The organism is Actinocrinis sp. (assembly GCF_035650855.1).
In the GTDB taxonomy this organism is placed as follows: domain Bacteria; phylum Actinomycetota; class Actinomycetes; order Streptomycetales; family Catenulisporaceae; genus Actinocrinis.
Genome location: NZ_DASRGV010000059.1, coordinates 1 through 14,508, shown reverse-complemented (window position 1 = coordinate 14,508; position 14,508 = coordinate 1). Strand labels below are relative to the sequence as shown.

13 protein-coding genes and 1 pseudogene are annotated in these 14,508 nt (G+C 71.9%); 3 read left to right on the top strand and 11 right to left on the bottom strand.

What is annotated here, in order from left to right:
* Positions 1 to 1,248 (top strand): annotated as a pseudogene (locus VFB40_RS04775) (AfsR/SARP family transcriptional regulator); the annotation flags it as partial.
* On the opposite strand, the gene VFB40_RS04770 reads toward VFB40_RS04775, so the two are convergent.
* The 7 genes from VFB40_RS04770 to VFB40_RS04740 all read right to left on the bottom strand — a co-directional run bounded on the left by VFB40_RS04770 (position 1,226) and on the right by VFB40_RS04740 (position 7,168).
* Positions 1,226 to 2,014 carry an ABC transporter permease gene (locus tag VFB40_RS04770; RefSeq protein ID WP_324848047.1) on the bottom strand — a complete coding sequence of 263 codons (789 nt, stop codon included), beginning with the start codon at positions 2,012 to 2,014 and terminating at the stop codon, positions 1,226 to 1,228. The pseudogene VFB40_RS04775 and the gene VFB40_RS04770 sit on opposite strands and share 23 nt — an antisense overlap.
* Positions 2,011 to 3,045 (bottom strand): efflux ABC transporter ATPase subunit, DrrA-related, encoded by a 1,035-nt coding sequence (locus tag VFB40_RS04765; RefSeq protein WP_324848046.1) that lies wholly within the window; start codon positions 3,043 to 3,045, stop codon positions 2,011 to 2,013. Before VFB40_RS04765 ends, VFB40_RS04770 begins: the two co-directional genes overlap by 4 nt.
* A 103-nt stretch (positions 3,046 to 3,148) precedes the next feature.
* Complete coding sequence (locus VFB40_RS04760) at positions 3,149 to 3,907, bottom strand: SDR family NAD(P)-dependent oxidoreductase (protein ID WP_324848045.1); 759 nt, start codon at positions 3,905 to 3,907, stop codon at positions 3,149 to 3,151.
* Between the two features lie 30 nt (positions 3,908 to 3,937).
* Positions 3,938 to 4,231 (bottom strand): hypothetical protein, encoded by a 294-nt coding sequence (locus VFB40_RS04755; RefSeq protein ID WP_324848044.1) that lies wholly within the window; start codon positions 4,229 to 4,231, stop codon positions 3,938 to 3,940.
* On the bottom strand, positions 4,228 to 5,244 hold the full coding sequence (locus VFB40_RS04750; RefSeq protein WP_324848043.1) for an RNA polymerase subunit sigma-70: 1,017 nt from the start codon (positions 5,242 to 5,244) through the stop codon (positions 4,228 to 4,230). Before VFB40_RS04750 ends, VFB40_RS04755 begins: the two co-directional genes overlap by 4 nt.
* A gap of 56 nt (positions 5,245 to 5,300) precedes the next feature.
* Positions 5,301 to 6,041, bottom strand: coding sequence for a class I SAM-dependent methyltransferase (locus VFB40_RS04745; RefSeq protein WP_324848042.1), 741 nt, complete (start codon positions 6,039 to 6,041; stop codon positions 5,301 to 5,303).
* Between the two features lie 101 nt (positions 6,042 to 6,142).
* Complete coding sequence (locus VFB40_RS04740; protein WP_324848041.1) at positions 6,143 to 7,168, bottom strand: hypothetical protein; 1,026 nt, start codon at positions 7,166 to 7,168, stop codon at positions 6,143 to 6,145.
* Positions 7,169 to 7,329: 161 nt separating this feature from the next.
* Here VFB40_RS04740 and VFB40_RS04735 point away from each other — a divergent pair, with 161 nt between their 5' ends.
* A complete protein-coding gene (locus tag VFB40_RS04735) occupies positions 7,330 to 9,870 on the top strand; it encodes a helix-turn-helix transcriptional regulator (RefSeq protein ID WP_324848040.1) in 2,541 nt (846 codons plus the stop codon).
* Positions 9,871 to 9,927: 57 nt separating this feature from the next.
* Here the strand turns inward: VFB40_RS04735 and VFB40_RS04730 are convergent, their stop codons facing one another.
* From VFB40_RS04730 to VFB40_RS04715, 4 genes are all read right to left on the bottom strand, one after another.
* Positions 9,928 to 11,331, bottom strand: coding sequence for an NAD(P)(+) transhydrogenase (Re/Si-specific) subunit beta (locus VFB40_RS04730; protein ID WP_324848039.1), 1,404 nt, complete (start codon positions 11,329 to 11,331; stop codon positions 9,928 to 9,930).
* Positions 11,328 to 11,666, bottom strand: coding sequence for an NAD(P) transhydrogenase subunit alpha part 2 (locus VFB40_RS04725; protein WP_324848038.1), 339 nt, complete (start codon positions 11,664 to 11,666; stop codon positions 11,328 to 11,330). Before VFB40_RS04725 ends, VFB40_RS04730 begins: the two co-directional genes overlap by 4 nt.
* Positions 11,663 to 12,865: a Rossmann-fold NAD(P)-binding domain-containing protein gene (locus VFB40_RS04720; RefSeq protein WP_324848037.1), complete on the bottom strand. Its 1,203-nt coding sequence runs from the start codon at positions 12,863 to 12,865 to the stop codon at positions 11,663 to 11,665. Before VFB40_RS04720 ends, VFB40_RS04725 begins: the two co-directional genes overlap by 4 nt.
* A 67-nt stretch (positions 12,866 to 12,932) precedes the next feature.
* Positions 12,933 to 13,199 carry a DUF1876 domain-containing protein gene (locus VFB40_RS04715; protein WP_324848036.1) on the bottom strand — a complete coding sequence of 89 codons (267 nt, stop codon included), beginning with the start codon at positions 13,197 to 13,199 and terminating at the stop codon, positions 12,933 to 12,935.
* A gap of 254 nt (positions 13,200 to 13,453) precedes the next feature.
* Between VFB40_RS04715 and VFB40_RS04710 the strand changes: the two genes are divergently transcribed.
* Positions 13,454 to 14,508: P-type ATPase actuator domain-containing protein (locus VFB40_RS04710; RefSeq protein WP_324848035.1), on the top strand; the 1,055-nt coding region annotated here is incomplete at its 3' end.

Sequence of the window (14,508 nt, the reverse complement as noted above, 5' to 3'; positions counted from 1 at the left end):
GGGCAGAGTGCGGGGCTGCTGTCGCACCTGCGGCTCGAACCGGCCTTCGTCGAGGTCGCCAGGACCGCCGTGGTGCTGGCTGCCGTCAGCGCCCTGATCCTTCAGCATCCGGCCGCCGCGCGCGCCCTGGTGAGCCTGCGGCGGCTGCCCTCGGCTCCGCCCGACACGCCCGCGCAGGCGACCGCGCGGGTGCTCACGGCTCTCGCTGAGGCGCGCGACGAGCAGCTCTCGACGCTGAGCCTGCTCTGCGACAGCGACGAGCCGCTGCTCAGCGCGATGGCGAACACCGTGGCCAGCTTCGTGTGGCAGAGCGTCAACGATCCCGAGCGCGCGCTGAAAGCGGCACGGCGCACGCTCACGGCGTTCGAAGGCCACAACAAGCAGTTCCCCTGGTTCCGGGTCGTGACGCACAGCCGGATCGGCGAGCTGTGCATGGAGTTGGGCCTTGGCGACGAGGCGCATGAGCATTTCGCCGCGACGCTCTCGATCCTGGACGAGCTCCCGCAGCTCAACGCGTTCCGGACCGGATCGAGCGCGTCCCGGATCCGCAGCGCGATGGTGCTGGTGAACTTGCAGCGCAACGCCGTGGACGAGGCGGAGCAGTGGCTTGATCTGACCCTGCGCGAGGACGGGGAGGAGGGCGCCGGGCTGCCGATGTTCGGCCTGGTGGCTCGGGCCCAGATCGCCCGGGCCCGCGGCGAGGTCGAGGCCGGGCTGCGCTTGTGGCGTCAGGCCGTCGACGCGCTGCACGACCCTCGCGTCCAAGCCCGCGCGGGTGAGCTGTTCCACACGCACACCTGGATACTCGACGTCGAGGCGATGACCGTGATCGCCCACGCGCAGGAGGGCCGGCTCGCGCTGATCGGGCAGCTGGCCGGGCGCCTGCCGCGGGCCGCCGCGAAACTGGTCCTGGACACCGTCGACGGCTCGGCGATGTCCTACTCGGACTTCCCGCTGTGCGGAACGCAGCTGCTGGCCCTCGCCCTGCTGGACGTTGACCGCGGCCGGCGGACCGGCGACGCGCGCGCGACGAGGTCGGGCGCGCGCATGATCGCGCTGGCCGAGTGTTTCCGCGTCCCGTCGACGATCTCCGCCGCCCAGATTCGCCGTCTGGGCGAGCAAGCGGACGCGCCGGCGTATGCCGAGGCGGTCTCGGAATACGCCGGCTTCGACGCTGACTCGCTGCGGGCCGCAGCGTCCGCGGCCGTACGGGCGCGTGATCAGTTCACCGAGTCGCGCCCTTCGTGAACAGCGCCCCGGCCCAGACGTATCCGAGCACGGCGAGCCCGACGCACCAGGCGACCGCGATCATTGCGCTGTGTCCGATCGGCGTGCCGGTCAGCAGCCCGCGCAGGGTGTCGATCACCGGGGTGAACGGCTGGTTGTGCGCGAACCAGCGCACCGGGCCCGACATGGTGCCGGTCGGGACGAAGGCGCTGCTCACGAACGGCAGCAGCTGCACGATGAGCGTGAAGCCGCTGGTGCCCTCGGCGTTCGGGGCGGCCAGGCCGATCGCGACCGCGAGCCAGCTAAGGGCGAGGGTGAGCAGGGCGATCAGGCCCGCCGCCGCGAGCCACCGGCCGGCGTCGGCGCTGGAGCGGTAGCCCATCAGCAGGGCGACTCCCACCAGCAGCACGGCGCTCAGGATCGTGCGGATCAGGGCCGCGACGACGTGTCCGGTCAGCACCGAGCTGCGGGAGATAGCCATGGTGCGGAAGCGGCTGATGATTCCCTCGGTCATGTCCCGGTTCACGGCCAGCGTCGTGGACGAGGCCCCGTAGCCGATGGACATCAGCAGGATGCCGGGGACGACGTAGTCGATGTACTTGCCGCCGGGGGGCGTCGCGCCGAGGCCGGCGCCGAGCGCTCCGCCGAAGACCCCGACGAACAGCAGCAACAGCAGGGCGGGCACCGCCAGGGACACGATGATCGTCACGGGATAGCGCACGGTGTACCGCAGATTGCGCCGCAGCATGGTCGCGGAGTCGCGCGCGGCGAAAGCAAGGGTACTCATCGGACGGACTCCTTCTGGTCGAAAGCGGTGTCAGTGGTTTGTGCGCTGGCGCCGGGCACGCCTTCGGTGGACGCAGTGTCAGTGGACCCAGTGTCAGTGGACGGGCGGCCGGTCAGGGCGAAGAAGACGTCGTCGAGGTCCGGGGTGTGCACGGACAGCGCTTCGGCCTCGATCCCTGCGTCGTCGAGCCGGGTGAGCAGGGCGCGCAGCGCGTGGATCCCGGCGTCGCCGGGCACGTTCAGCGACAGGCCGTCGCCGCGCGCGGCGCCGTCGAGGAGGCGTTCGGCCGCCGTCAGGCCGGCGTCGTCGGCGAACTGGAGCCGGACGTGGCCGCCCGGGACGCGGCGCTTGAGCTCGGCCGGGGTTCCGGTGGCCACGATGCGGCCCTGGTCCAGCACGGCGATCCGGTCGGCCAGCTCGTCGGCCTCGTCGAGGTACTGGGTGGTCAGGAAGATGGTGACGCCGCGGCCGACCAGGCTGCGCACGATCTGCCACATGGTGCGGCGGCTGCGCGGGTCCAGGCCGGTGGTCGGCTCGTCGAGGAAGATCACCCGCGGGTCGCCGACCAGCGTCATCGCCAGGTCGAGCCGGCGGCGCATGCCGCCGGAGTAGGTCGCCGCCCGCTTGTCGGCCGCGTCGGCCAGCTCGAACTCGCCGAGCAGTTCGGCGGCGCGGCGGCGGCCTTCCGCGCGCGGCAGGTGGTGCAGGTCGGCCATCAGCTGCAGGTTCTCGCGGCCGGTGAGCAGGCCGTCCACCGCGGAGAACTGGCCGGTGACGCCGATCACCGCGCGCACGGCGTCGGGGTCGCGGGCCGGGTCGCGCCCCATGACCCGCGCCTCGCCGCCGTCCGCCCGCATCAGCGTGGACAGGATGTGCACGGTGGTGGTCTTGCCGGCCCCGTTCGGGCCGAGCAGGCTGAAGACCGTTCCCTCGGCGACGCTCAGGTCGACCCTGTCGAGCACGACCTTGTCGCCGAAGGATTTGCGCAGCCCGCTCGCCGTGATAGCCGGGCTGGAAGTTGTGGGTGACATCGCGCTCCCTCCGTGGACGCGGCCGGTGCGCCGCGCAGGTAGAGAGTGCGCGCTGGGGGATTCACCGCTGTTTCACGCCGCTTTCACGCGGCTTCGCGCGCTGTCAGCGCAGCTCGTGCAGGCCGGCGCCGCTGAGCCGGTAGGCGGGGGCGAGGCGGTCGGCGTCCGCCTGGGTGAGTTCCAGCAGGGCTTTGCCTGCGGTCTGCGGCGTCAACGGATCGCCGATCTGCCGAAGGTAGTCCGCGACGGGCTGTTCGGCGCGTTCCGCGTAGGCGCTCACCGCGGCACGGCCCAGCTCGGTCGCGGGCGTGAGCTGGGGCAATACCGCGGTGAACGCGATCCCCAGCTCGGCGCGCCGGGCTTCGTCTTGGGCGTATCCGGTGATGAAGCGCTGGGTGGCCTTCGCTCCCGCGTATCCGCCGCTGAGCGGCGAGCCGTTCAGCGCGGCGCCGCTGCTGACCACGATGACGCGGCTGCCGGGCGACAGTGGCTTGAGCAGCGCCTCGCGCAGCCAGTGGAACGCGATGCGGACATCGGCATTCCAGTTGACCGAGAACGTCTCCCAGGTCAGTTCGTGCAGCGGCCCGATCGGAGGCCTGGCACCGGCCACCACGATCACGTTGTCCGGTCGGTGACGGCCGATCAGAATGCCGGGCGTCACGGCGTCAGACGCATCGGCTACCTCCAGTGTGATACCGCTGGTCGTCGCGGCGAGTTCGGTAAGCGCTGAGGCGGTGCGTGCCACGGCGATGACGGGCGCGCCTGCCTCTGCGAAGGCGACGGCGATGCCGCGGCCGAGTCCGCTGCTGGCGCCGACGACGAGCGTCGTGCGGGTGGAAGTGGTGTTCGCAAGGCTTGTCACAGCGTGTCCTATCCGTTGGATTCGATGGGGTCACTCGTGTGACGCGCGCCGACGCGAACAGTCATCGGTCGGCACAGAGCGCGCCGCCAGGGTGAGAACCAGCGGCTCGGAGCATGGGTTGTACAGCCGCCGCACGGGCAGTCCGACGAGGGTCAGGACCGCGCCGGCGGCGAACCTGGCGCGCTGTCCGCTGCGGCATTCGACTTCCAATTCGCCGCGCTCGACGACCACGAGCGCGTCGGCCCAGTCCGCGGCGGTGTAGTCCGCGGCGGCGCCGGGATCGATCCGCACCGTCCACCGCCGGACCCGGTCGCCCGGCATCACGCGGCGCAGTTCAGCGAGGGGGCCAGAGCGAACGCGTCGAAGAGTTCGGGCTGCGCGAAAAGCGCGATCTCGGCGATGGCGTCCCCGTCGACCCGGAGCACGCCGATGGCGAACGCGCGGTACGCGTCGTCGCCCGGCCGCCGCCAGTACAGGGCGAAGGCCGGTTGGCGGTTGGCCGCCGTGGGTCGCAGCAACCAGCCGGTGCCCATCTCTCCGAATACGTGCTCTGCGATGAACGCACCGATGTCCCGGCGTCCCGCGAACCAGGTGGCGCCCGGCGGCATGATCAGCCTGGCGTCGTCGCGCAACAGCCCGACCAGCGCCGTGACGTCGCCGTCTTCCCAGGCCGCGATGAGGCGGTCCAGCGCCTTGCGCTCTGCGGCGGTCGGGTTCGCGCGCCATTCGGCGCGGCGTCGCGGCAGGTGCGTGGCCAGCGTCGCGTGGGCCCGTTGCAGGGCGCTGTTGACGGCCGCCTGGCTCAGGTCCAGCGCGGCGGCGGTGTCCTTGACCGACCAGTCCAGCGTGTCGCGCAGGACCAGGACGGCGCGCTGGCGCGCCGGCAGCCGCTGGATCGCGGCGAGGAAGGCGAGCTCGATCGTCTCCTTCGCGGTGACCAGGGCCTCCGGCTCGTCGCGGGCCGCGGCGGGCGCGTCGAGCAGCCGGTCCGGATACGGTTGCAGCCACGGCAGGTCGAGCCCGGCCAGCTCGTAGTGGCGCGGGTCGGCTGGCCCGGCCAGATCGGTGGGCCAGGACCGGGCCTTCCTTCGCCGTAACGCGTCCAGGCACGCGTGGGTCGCGATGCCGTACACCCACGCCCGAAACGACGCGCGCTCGGCGTAGGAGTCGAGCCGAGTCCACGCCCGCAGAAAGGTCTCCTGCACCGTGTCCTCGGCGTCTTCGATCGAGCCGAGCATGCGGTAGCAGTGGATCTGCAGCTCACGCCGCAGTGGCTCGATCACACGCGCGAACGCGGTCTCGTCTCCCGCGCGCGCCTCCGCCAACACTTGGTCCATACCTAATGTGACGTGCCGAGCGCGGCCGAGTCATCGGTGCCGAACGGAGCGGACTTCTAGTCCTCCGGCAGCCGGTAGACCGAGATGTGCGAGGACGAGGAGGCGGTGAAGTCGCCTCCGCTCCAGTCGCCGTGCCTCGATTCGAGTTCGAATCCGGCGATCCGCGCCATGAGATCCAGTTCGGCGGGCCAGATGTAGCGGTGCGGGCTGCGGGTGAGCCGGGCCTGCTTGCTCTCGTCGAAGCGGAAGTGATGCGAGACGATCTGCTGGTTGACCACGTCGAAGGTGTCCATGCCCAGGTAGCCGGGCTCGTCGTGGTAGACCACGACCTGCGCGGCCGGCGGGCGCGGCGGCAGTTCGGGCACCCAGAGTTCGATCACGAACCGGCCGCCGGGCCGCAGATGCCGTGCGGCGTTGCGGAAGCACTCGATCTGCTCGGCCTGGGTGAGCAGGTTGGAGATCGTGTTGTAGACCAGGTACACCAGCTGGAAGCTGCCGGGCGCCCGCGTGGTCGCCATGTCGCCGACGACGACCGGGATCGTCGACTCGTCGGCCTTCGTCCGCAGCCGGCCGATCATCGGCTCGGACAGTTCGATGCCGGCGACCGGCACGCCCCGCCGGGACAGCGGTACGGCCACGCGTCCGGTTCCGATCGCGAACTCCAGCGCGCGGCCGCCCTCGGCGAGCTGCGCGAGACGTTCTACGGTCGGCCCGAGGACCTCGGGCGCGAACATGCCCTCGTCCTCGGTGTCATAGCGCTCGGCGGCATCCTGGTCCCAGATCTCATCCTGACGCACATCCGGCATGATCTCCGGTGGCCGTGGCGGCGTCCACCGATTTGCGGGCGGCGCGCCGCAGGCCGCGTCGCGTGCGGTCCTGGCGTTCGACCGGTGCCGGGTCAGTGCCCGGGCTCGCCGTAGTTGAGCGGGAGGGCCTGGAGCCGATTGAGCGGGATGCCGACCAGCACGAGGTAGCGCGAGAGGCTTTCCGGGATGATCCCGGTGCCGGTCGGGTCGAACAGCTGGTTGTACGGGTCGACGCCGCCGCTGCCGGGCTCCAGCGGGCGCGGGTCCTCGGCCTGGGTGACCAGGGCGCCGGCGGTGTCGGTGAGCACCAGTCCGTATTGCTGCATGGCGCGGGCGATGGTGCGCGCGGCCGGATCGATCAGCGTGTTGACGTTGAATGTCGGGTCGAGGCGGAACCGCTGGCCCTCGCAGGGGATGTCCGCCCCCGGGGTGTTGCCGTCGTCGCGGGTGGCCGGCCAGGAGAAGCAGTTCGCCTGGGTGCGCACGGTCTCGAGGTTGATGGCGTGGTCGATGTGCCCGCGCCGCAGCTCGTCGGCGCGGATCAGGTACGCCCCGAACGGCAGGCCGGAGGCGGAGGCGCCGAGCGGGTTGGTGAAGATGCCGGGGTTGGTGCTGTAGTGCTCGATCTTGCCGCCCCAGCAGGCTGACCAGTGCCCGTTCGCGTCCTGCTGGGCGCGCCAGAAGTCCCAGTAGGTGTCGGTGGAGGGCTGGTAGATCGCGACGGAGGCGTCAGTTCCCTGCGAAACGAGCAGGCCGGGCGGGGTGGGCACGGAGGCGAGCGAGTCGGCGATCACCGGGGCGAGCTGCGGCAGGTTCTGGCAGTCGGAGTACGTCCACTGCGTGCGCGGCGTGTCGGGGCCCACGTAGTAGAGCGGCGCGGAGTAGGTGTCGGTGTTGATCGCCCACAGGCCGCCGTTGTTCTGCTTGTCCTGCATGAGGTTGTCGACGATCGCCTGCGAGTTCGGCGCCAGCGGCACGTTGGCCGGCAGCGGGGCGTTCCACGGGCCGGTGGCCGCGAATCCGTTGTCGGGCGCGGGACTGACGGCGTCGGCGCGTACGGCCGCGCTGGACCCCTGTGCGGACAGAATGATCGAGAGCGCGGCTGCGCCACTGACCATCCAACGGGCGGAACGCGCTGGTCGACGCATGGCGTTTGGTCCCTTCGTGTCAGAGTTCGGATCCGAGGATGGGTCAGGCGCGCGCCGGCGTCGAGAGTGGCGAGTACTCAACGCTGCGAGCGCGGCCACTCACACGCGGCGGACCGGTACGCTGCGCCGGTATGAGGCCCTCTGTGACGCGTCCGGTCGACGGCGCAGCGGGCTTGGCTCTGGCTGGTCAGTGGCCGTTCGTCGGGCGCGCCGCGGAGCTGGCCGCCCTGGAACGCGTTCTGGTCGGCGGCGGCCCGGTGAAGGGGGCGGTCGTCTGCGGCCCGGCGGGAGTCGGAAAATCACGGCTGGTACGACAGGTTGCGCAGAAAGTCTCGCCGAGCACTGAATCGCCGCGGCTGCTCGTCCTCGATGATGCGAATCTGCTCGACGACGTCTCGGCGCTCGTCGTCGAGCAGTGGTTGACTGCGGGCCGGGCTCGCCTGCTCGCCACTGTGCGCACCGGAGCTCACCTTCCGGACGCGTTCCGGGCGCTGCTCGCGGCAGGGCTACTCAGCCGCGTCGACCTGGTTCCACTCGGGGAGCACGAGGTGACCGACCTGCTGGCCGGCGCGCTTGGCGGCGAGGTCTCCCCCGGGACGACGCGCGAGATTCACCGGCTCAGCGCGGGCAATCCGCTGTTCATCAGGGAGCTGTTGTTGGACGCGGCGGCGGCCGGCACGTTGCGGCGCGCCGAGGACGGGTTCTGGCGGCTTGAGCGGATCGCCGGGAGCTCAAGCGGTCTCGCGCAGCTGGTGGAAGGGCGCCTGGCCGGGCTGAGCGGTCCGCAACGCGCAGCCCTCGAACTTGCGGCCCTTGCTCCGGAGGTGGGATTGCGGCTGCTGCTCGGCCTGGTCGAGCCGCCGGTCGTCGAGGACTTAGAGCGGCGGGGCCTGATCGAGGTCGAGCGCGACGACCGACGGCTGCCGACGCGTGTATGCCACCCGCTTTATCGCGAGCTGATCGCCCGCTCGACCCCGGTTTCGGCGAGGCTGGGTTATGCGCGGCAGTTGGCTGATGCGCTGGAAGCCACGGGCCTGCGGCGGGGCGAGGACCTGCTGCGCTGGGCGGTATGGCGATTGGACGGAGGCGGGGCGCCCGATCCGGAGAAGATGGCGGCCGCGGCCAGGCATGCGGCCACTGTGCGCACCGACGCGGGGCTGCGCGAGCGTCTTGCCGCGGCGGCGTTCGAGTATCGCCGTGACGTGGGCAACGGCCTGCTGCTGTACGAGGCCATGGTCGACGCGGGCCGATTCGAGGCCGCGCACGTCTTGCTGACCTCGCTCGGCGAGCTGGCGTCCTCCGATCTGGACCGGGCGGCGCTGGCGGCCGCGCACGCGTCCTGGATCAGCTGGATCACCGGACGGCTCGATCAGGGCCTCGCGATCCTCGAGGCCGCGGCCCGCACAGTCGCGCAGGCGCAGCCGGCAGCGCAACTCGCGGCACACCACGGCCTGCTGCTCGCCGTCTCCGGCAGCTTCGACGCCGCGGTCGGCGAACTGGAACCACTGCTCGACGCGCCATGGCCGGAAGTGCGCGCCTTCGCCGCAGCCGGCGCCGCGATGGCGTACCCGATCCTGGGCGACTTCCGTGCCGGGCTGCGGGCCTTCGACCTGACCATCGCCGAACGCCGGCAGCATGACGACGCGGGGGCCGCCGCGCCGTCCCTCGTCGCCTTCGCGGCCCGCGCAATGAGCGACTGCGGGGATCCGCAGGCGGCCCTCGCCCGCGTGCGGGCCGCGCTCGAAGACGCACTCGACCGCGGCGACCTCGTCGGCCAGGCCTGGGCTCGCGCGGGGCTGGCCAGCGTGTGCCTGGGTGCCGGGAACCTGCCAGCGGCCACGGCTCAGGCCGCCGAAGCCGCGCGCCTGTTCGAGAACGCACCGCACGACCCCAACGGCCGCCTCTGGTGCCTGGCCACCGGTCTGTCGGCGGTGGCGCAGCGCGGTGATCGAGTGCAGGCGCGGCGGCTGGCCGAGGCGATCTCGTCCATGCCGGTGCCGCCGCAGTTGCGCGCGCTGGGCACCGAAGTGGTCCGCGCCTGGTCCTGGCACGACTGCGCCCGCGGGAACGCCGAGAAATCCGGCAAGCAGCTGGAGCAGGCGGCTCGCACCTGGATCGACGAGGGCATGGTCGCGCCGGCCGTTTTGGGCGCGCTCGATCTGTTCCGGCTCGGCTTTCCTGAGGCGGCGGCTCGACTGCTGGACCGGGTCACGCTCCCGGCCGACTGGCCGTTGGGCGCGTGCATATGCCGGCTGATCGACGCCAACGGCAAGCCGGCCGCGCTACGCGAGGCGGCTGACGCACTGCACGCGCTCGGATTCACGCTCTACGCGGCCGAGGCGTATGCGGCCGCCACTCTGGCTGCCGGAGAAAGACCAGGTGGCGGGACCGCTCGCGACGCGCGGACGGCTTCACGCGCGTTGGCGCTGGCTGCCGAGTGCGACGCACGCACGCCGCTGCTCAGCCGGCTCGGCCCGCTGCGTGCCCTGACCTCGCGTGAACGGCAGATCGCCGGGTGCGCCGCGGACGGCCTGAGCAACCGTCAGATCGCCGATCAGCTGCGGCTCTCTGAGCGGACCGTCGAAAACCACCTCGGCCGCATCTACGGCAAGCTCGGCGTGGCAGGGCGCGCCGAGCTTGCCGTAGCGCTGCGCCGCGGGTCGGCCGGCTAGCCGAAACCTGGCCGCTCGCGGCGCGGCTTTCGTGCAGTGTGCAGCTTTCGTGCCGGGTCAGGAGCCGACCAGCGTCTTGACGGCCGCGGCGAGCCCCGCAAGGGCCTTCTTGGCGTCGCTGAACAGCATTCCGGTCTTCGGGTCCGTATACAGCTCGTTGTCGATGCCCGCGTAGCCGTGGCCCATCGACCGCTTGATGACCACCACGCTCTTGGCCTTGTCGACGTCGAGGATCGGCATGCCGGAGACCGCGTTGCCGGGGCGGCGCGCGGCCGGGTTCGTCACGTCGTTCGCGCCCACCACGAGCACGACGTCGGCGCGGGGGAACTCGGTGTTGGCCTCTTCCATCTCCTTGAGCTGCGGATAGGGCACGTTGGCCTCAGCCAGCAGGACGTTCATATGACCGGGCATCCGGCCGGCCACCGGGTGGATCGCGTAGTCCACCTCGACGCCGTGCCGCTCGAGCAGCTCGCCGAGCTCGGCCGCCTCATGCTGCGCCTGCGCCGCGGCCAGGCCGTATCCGGGCACGAAGATCACCTTGCTCGCGTAGGCCAGCTGGATCGCGACGTCGTCGGCGCTCACCTCGCGCACGGAGCCCATGCCCGCGGTGACCGGGGCCGCGCAGTCGCCGGTGCCGAAGCCGCCGGCCACGATGTTGCCGATGGAGCGGTTCATCGCGTCGGCCATCAGCTTGGTCAGAATGCTGCCGGAGGCGCCGACCAGCGCTCCCGCGGTGATCAGCATGGTGTTCTCCAGCACGAAGCCGGCCATCGCGACGGCGGTGCCGGTGAAGGCGTTGAGCAGGGAGATCACCACCGGCATGTCGGCGCCGCCGATCGGCAGGACCATGGTCACGCCGAAGCCGAGGGCGGCCACCGTCATCAGGATCAGCGCCGCGGTGCTCTTGGGCTGCGCGATCAGCCATACCGCAGTGCCGGCGAACACCGCCGCGAGCAGCGGGTTGGCCAAGCGGGAGCCCGGGAAGACCAGCGGCCGACCCGGGATCAGGCCCTGCAGCTTCCCGGCCGCGATCAGCGAACCGGTGAAGGTGACGCCGCCGATGACGATGTCCAGCGCGCCGGTCACCGCGACTCGCGGGATGACGTGTGCGGAGCGCACCAGGTCGTCGATGGCCAGCAGCGCCGCGGCGCCGCCGCCGACCGCGTTGAAGATGCTGACCAGCTGCGGCATCGCGGTCATCCGCACGGTGCGGGCGCTGTAGAGCCCGGCGCCCGCGCCGCAGACGGCTCCGGCGACGAGCACGGCCCAGCCCGCGCCGGTGATGGTCTTGTCGTGCACGATCACCACGACGGTGGTCACCACGGCGACCAGCATGCCCGCGGCGGAGACCTGGTTGCCGCGCCGGGCCGTGGCCGGGGAGTTCATCATGTGCAGGCCGAGCACGAAGCCGACGGCCGCGGTGAGGTAGATCAGCCGGACGACGGTGTCGAAGACGCTCACCGGGGACCACTCCCGTCGCCGCGTATCGCAGTGCGCTTGCCGTCGGCGGCGGCCGGCCGGGTGCGGAACATCTGCAGCATCCGGTCGGTGACGAGGTATCCGCCGGCTACGTTCATGCCGGCGAAGGCCATGGCGAAGAAGGCCAGCACGTATCCGAGCGGCCCGTGCACGCTCGCCGCGATCAGCATCGCGCCGACCACGACGATGCCGTGGATGGAGTTGGCGCCGGACATCAGCGGGGTGTGCAGCGTGGCCGGCACCTTGCTGATGACCTCGAAGCCGACCAGCAGGCTCAGGACGAAGACGGTCAGATCGGACAGCAGGTCGGCGCTCATGCGGGGCCTCCGGTTTCGATGGGCTGGCGCAGGGTTTGCGGCGCGGCGCCGGCGAGCGCGGCGGCGCCGTCCGCGTCCGGGCGGGTGAACGCGCCGCGGTGTCCGATCACGATGGCGTTCTGGATCTCGTCGGCGAGGTCGACCGTCAGGGCGCCGTCGTGGACGAACAGCGCGGCGGTGGCGGCGATGTTGCGCGCGTAGGCGGCGGACGCCGCGGCGGCCATCGAACAGGGCAGGTCTGCCGCGCCGATCAGGGTGACCCCGTTCTCTACGATGAGGGTCTGCCCTGCTTCGCAGCCCTCGACGTTGCCGCCGAGCGGCCCGGCGGCCAGGTCGACCACGACGGAGCCGGGCCGCAGCGCCTTGAGCGCGTCCCGGGTGACCAGGACCGGAGGCCGGCGCCCCGGCACCTGCGCGGTGGTGATGACGACGTCGAACTCGGCGACGCGTGCTTGAAGGGCGGCCTGCTGCGCGGCGCGCTCGTCGAGGGACAGCGCCCGGGCGTAGCCGCCTGCCGCGCCGCCGTCGGTGACCGCGGCGCCGAGGTCGAGGAACCGCGCGCCGGTGGAGCGCACCTCGTCGGCGGCTTCGGGCCGGATGTCGTATCCGGTGGCGATCGCGCCGAGCCGCCGGACGGTGCCGAGAGCGGACAGGCCGGCGACGCCCGCGCCGAGCACGAGCACGCGGGCCGGCTGCGCGGTTCCGGCCGCGGTGGTGAGCATCGGGAAGAAGCGTTCGTAGGTGGCCGCGGCGAGCAGGACGGCGCGGTATCCGGCGATGTTGGCCTGGGAGGTCAGCGCGTCCATCCCCTGCGCCCGGCTGAGGGTGCGCGGCAGCAGGTTCAGGCTGGCCACCGTGACGCCCGCGCGGACGCAGGACTCGATCAGGGTTTTGTCGCCGAGCGGGTCGAGCAGCCCCAGGATCGCCTGGCCTTCGCGGAATCCGGCCGCGCGGTCGGCGAGCGGCGCGCGCACGCACAGCAGGAGATCCGCGCCGGCGTCCAGTTCTGCTGCGCCGACGATGGCCGCGCCCGCTTCGGCGAACGCGTCGTCCGGTGCTTTCGATTCGGCGCCGGCGCCGCGCTCGACGAGGACCTCGGCGCCGCACGCGCGCAGCCGTGCGATCGTCTCGGGTACGGCGGCGACCCGCCGCTCGCCGGGTGCGCTTTCCTTCATGACGCCGATCCGCACGGCCGTCATTGGTTTTCACCTTCCGTTTCAGGCTGCTCGCGGGTGGGTCTGTGCCGGGGCGGCTCCGGGCCGATGGTCAGCTCTGCAGCCCGGTCGGGTGGACTCCGACGCCCTCGAGGTCCTCCGCGGCGGTGCCGATCAGCTTGCGGCCGAGGTCGATCAGCGCCCGGCCGACCGCGAGCTCGTCGCCGATCTCCGGGACGTCGCCCTCGCCCGGGTGGCAACGGGCCGTGCCGTTGCCGTGCAGCGTGTTCTCCCCTGTGCTGAGCACCACGTCGGCCCGAGTCTGGCCGTCCTGTTCGAACAGGAACACCTCCGCTTGCCACTTCCTGGTGTGCAACATGGCGATCGCCTCCTGGATCCGCACGACGCGGCGCGTCGGTGCGCCGGCCTTTCCGGCGCACGCTCAGACCGGCCGCGCCTGACCGGCCGCGCCCGATAGCACTGCCTGATTCGACTCTCCGGCGGCCGGGGCGCCGCGGTCAGGGCCACAGGTCCCCCCGGACGCGGGCCCGGTGACCCTGGGGAGACGGCCCTGCCGGGTCAAGCCTGGGTCTGAATAACGCGCGGCGGACACGTCCGAACGGAGTCGAGCCGATGGCGCAGCCGACCCTGAGACCCCGTCATCCCGCACACGCAGGTCAGGCGGTCCAGCAAGTCGCCGCCGACCCGCGCGAACCGCTCGGCGCCCTGTTCGCGGATCTGGGCAGCTCTCCCGACGGCCTGTCGGAGCGCGAGGCGGCGCGCCGGCTGATCGCCTACGGCCCGAACAGCCTGATCCGGCGCGGCGGACGGCGCTGGCCTGGCGAGCTGGCGCGGCAGTTCACCCACCCGCTCGCGCTGCTGCTCGCCCTGGCCGCCGTGCTGGCGGCGGTCACCGGCACGCCGAATCTCGCGGCGGCGATTGGCGCGGTGATCGTGCTCAACGCGATCTTCGCGTTCGTGCAGGAGATGCAGGCCGAGCGCGCGGTCGAGGCGCTGGCCGCGTTCCTGCCCGAGCAGGCACGGGTGGTGCGCGACGGCCGGCAGCTGGAAGTCCCTGCCGACCAGTTGGTCCCCGGGGACCTGGTGCTGCTGGACGAGGGCGAGCGAGTGAGCGCCGACGCCAGGCTCTGCTCCGGCAACCTCGAAGTGGACCTGTCGGCGCTGACCGGGGAGTCCGTGCCCGTATACCGGGCGGCCGATCTGCAGGACGCTGACGGGCCGTTGCTTTACAGCCGGGACCTGGTGTTCAGCGGCACCGTGTGCACCGCGGGCCAGGCGCGGGCCGTGGTGACCGCCACCGGTATGGCCACCGAGCTCGGGCGGGTGGCGGCGCTGAGCCAGCGGGTCAAGCACGACGAGAGCCCGCTCGAACGCCAGGTCAAGCGCGTCGCTTGGTTGATCGCGGCGGTCGGCCTCGGGGCCGCGGTCGCGTTCCTACCGTTGGGCCTGCTCGCCGGCCTTTCGCTCAGCGCCGCGGTCAGCTTCGCGATCGGCCTGCTGGTGGCGAACGTCCCAGAAGGCCTGCTGCCCACGATCACGCTGGCGCTCGCCGTGGGCGTGCGCGACCTGGCCAGGCGCGGCGCGGTGGTCAAGCGGCTGTCCGCGGTGGAGACGCTCGGCTCGACCACGGTCATCTGCACCGACAAGACCGGGACCTTGACCGAGAA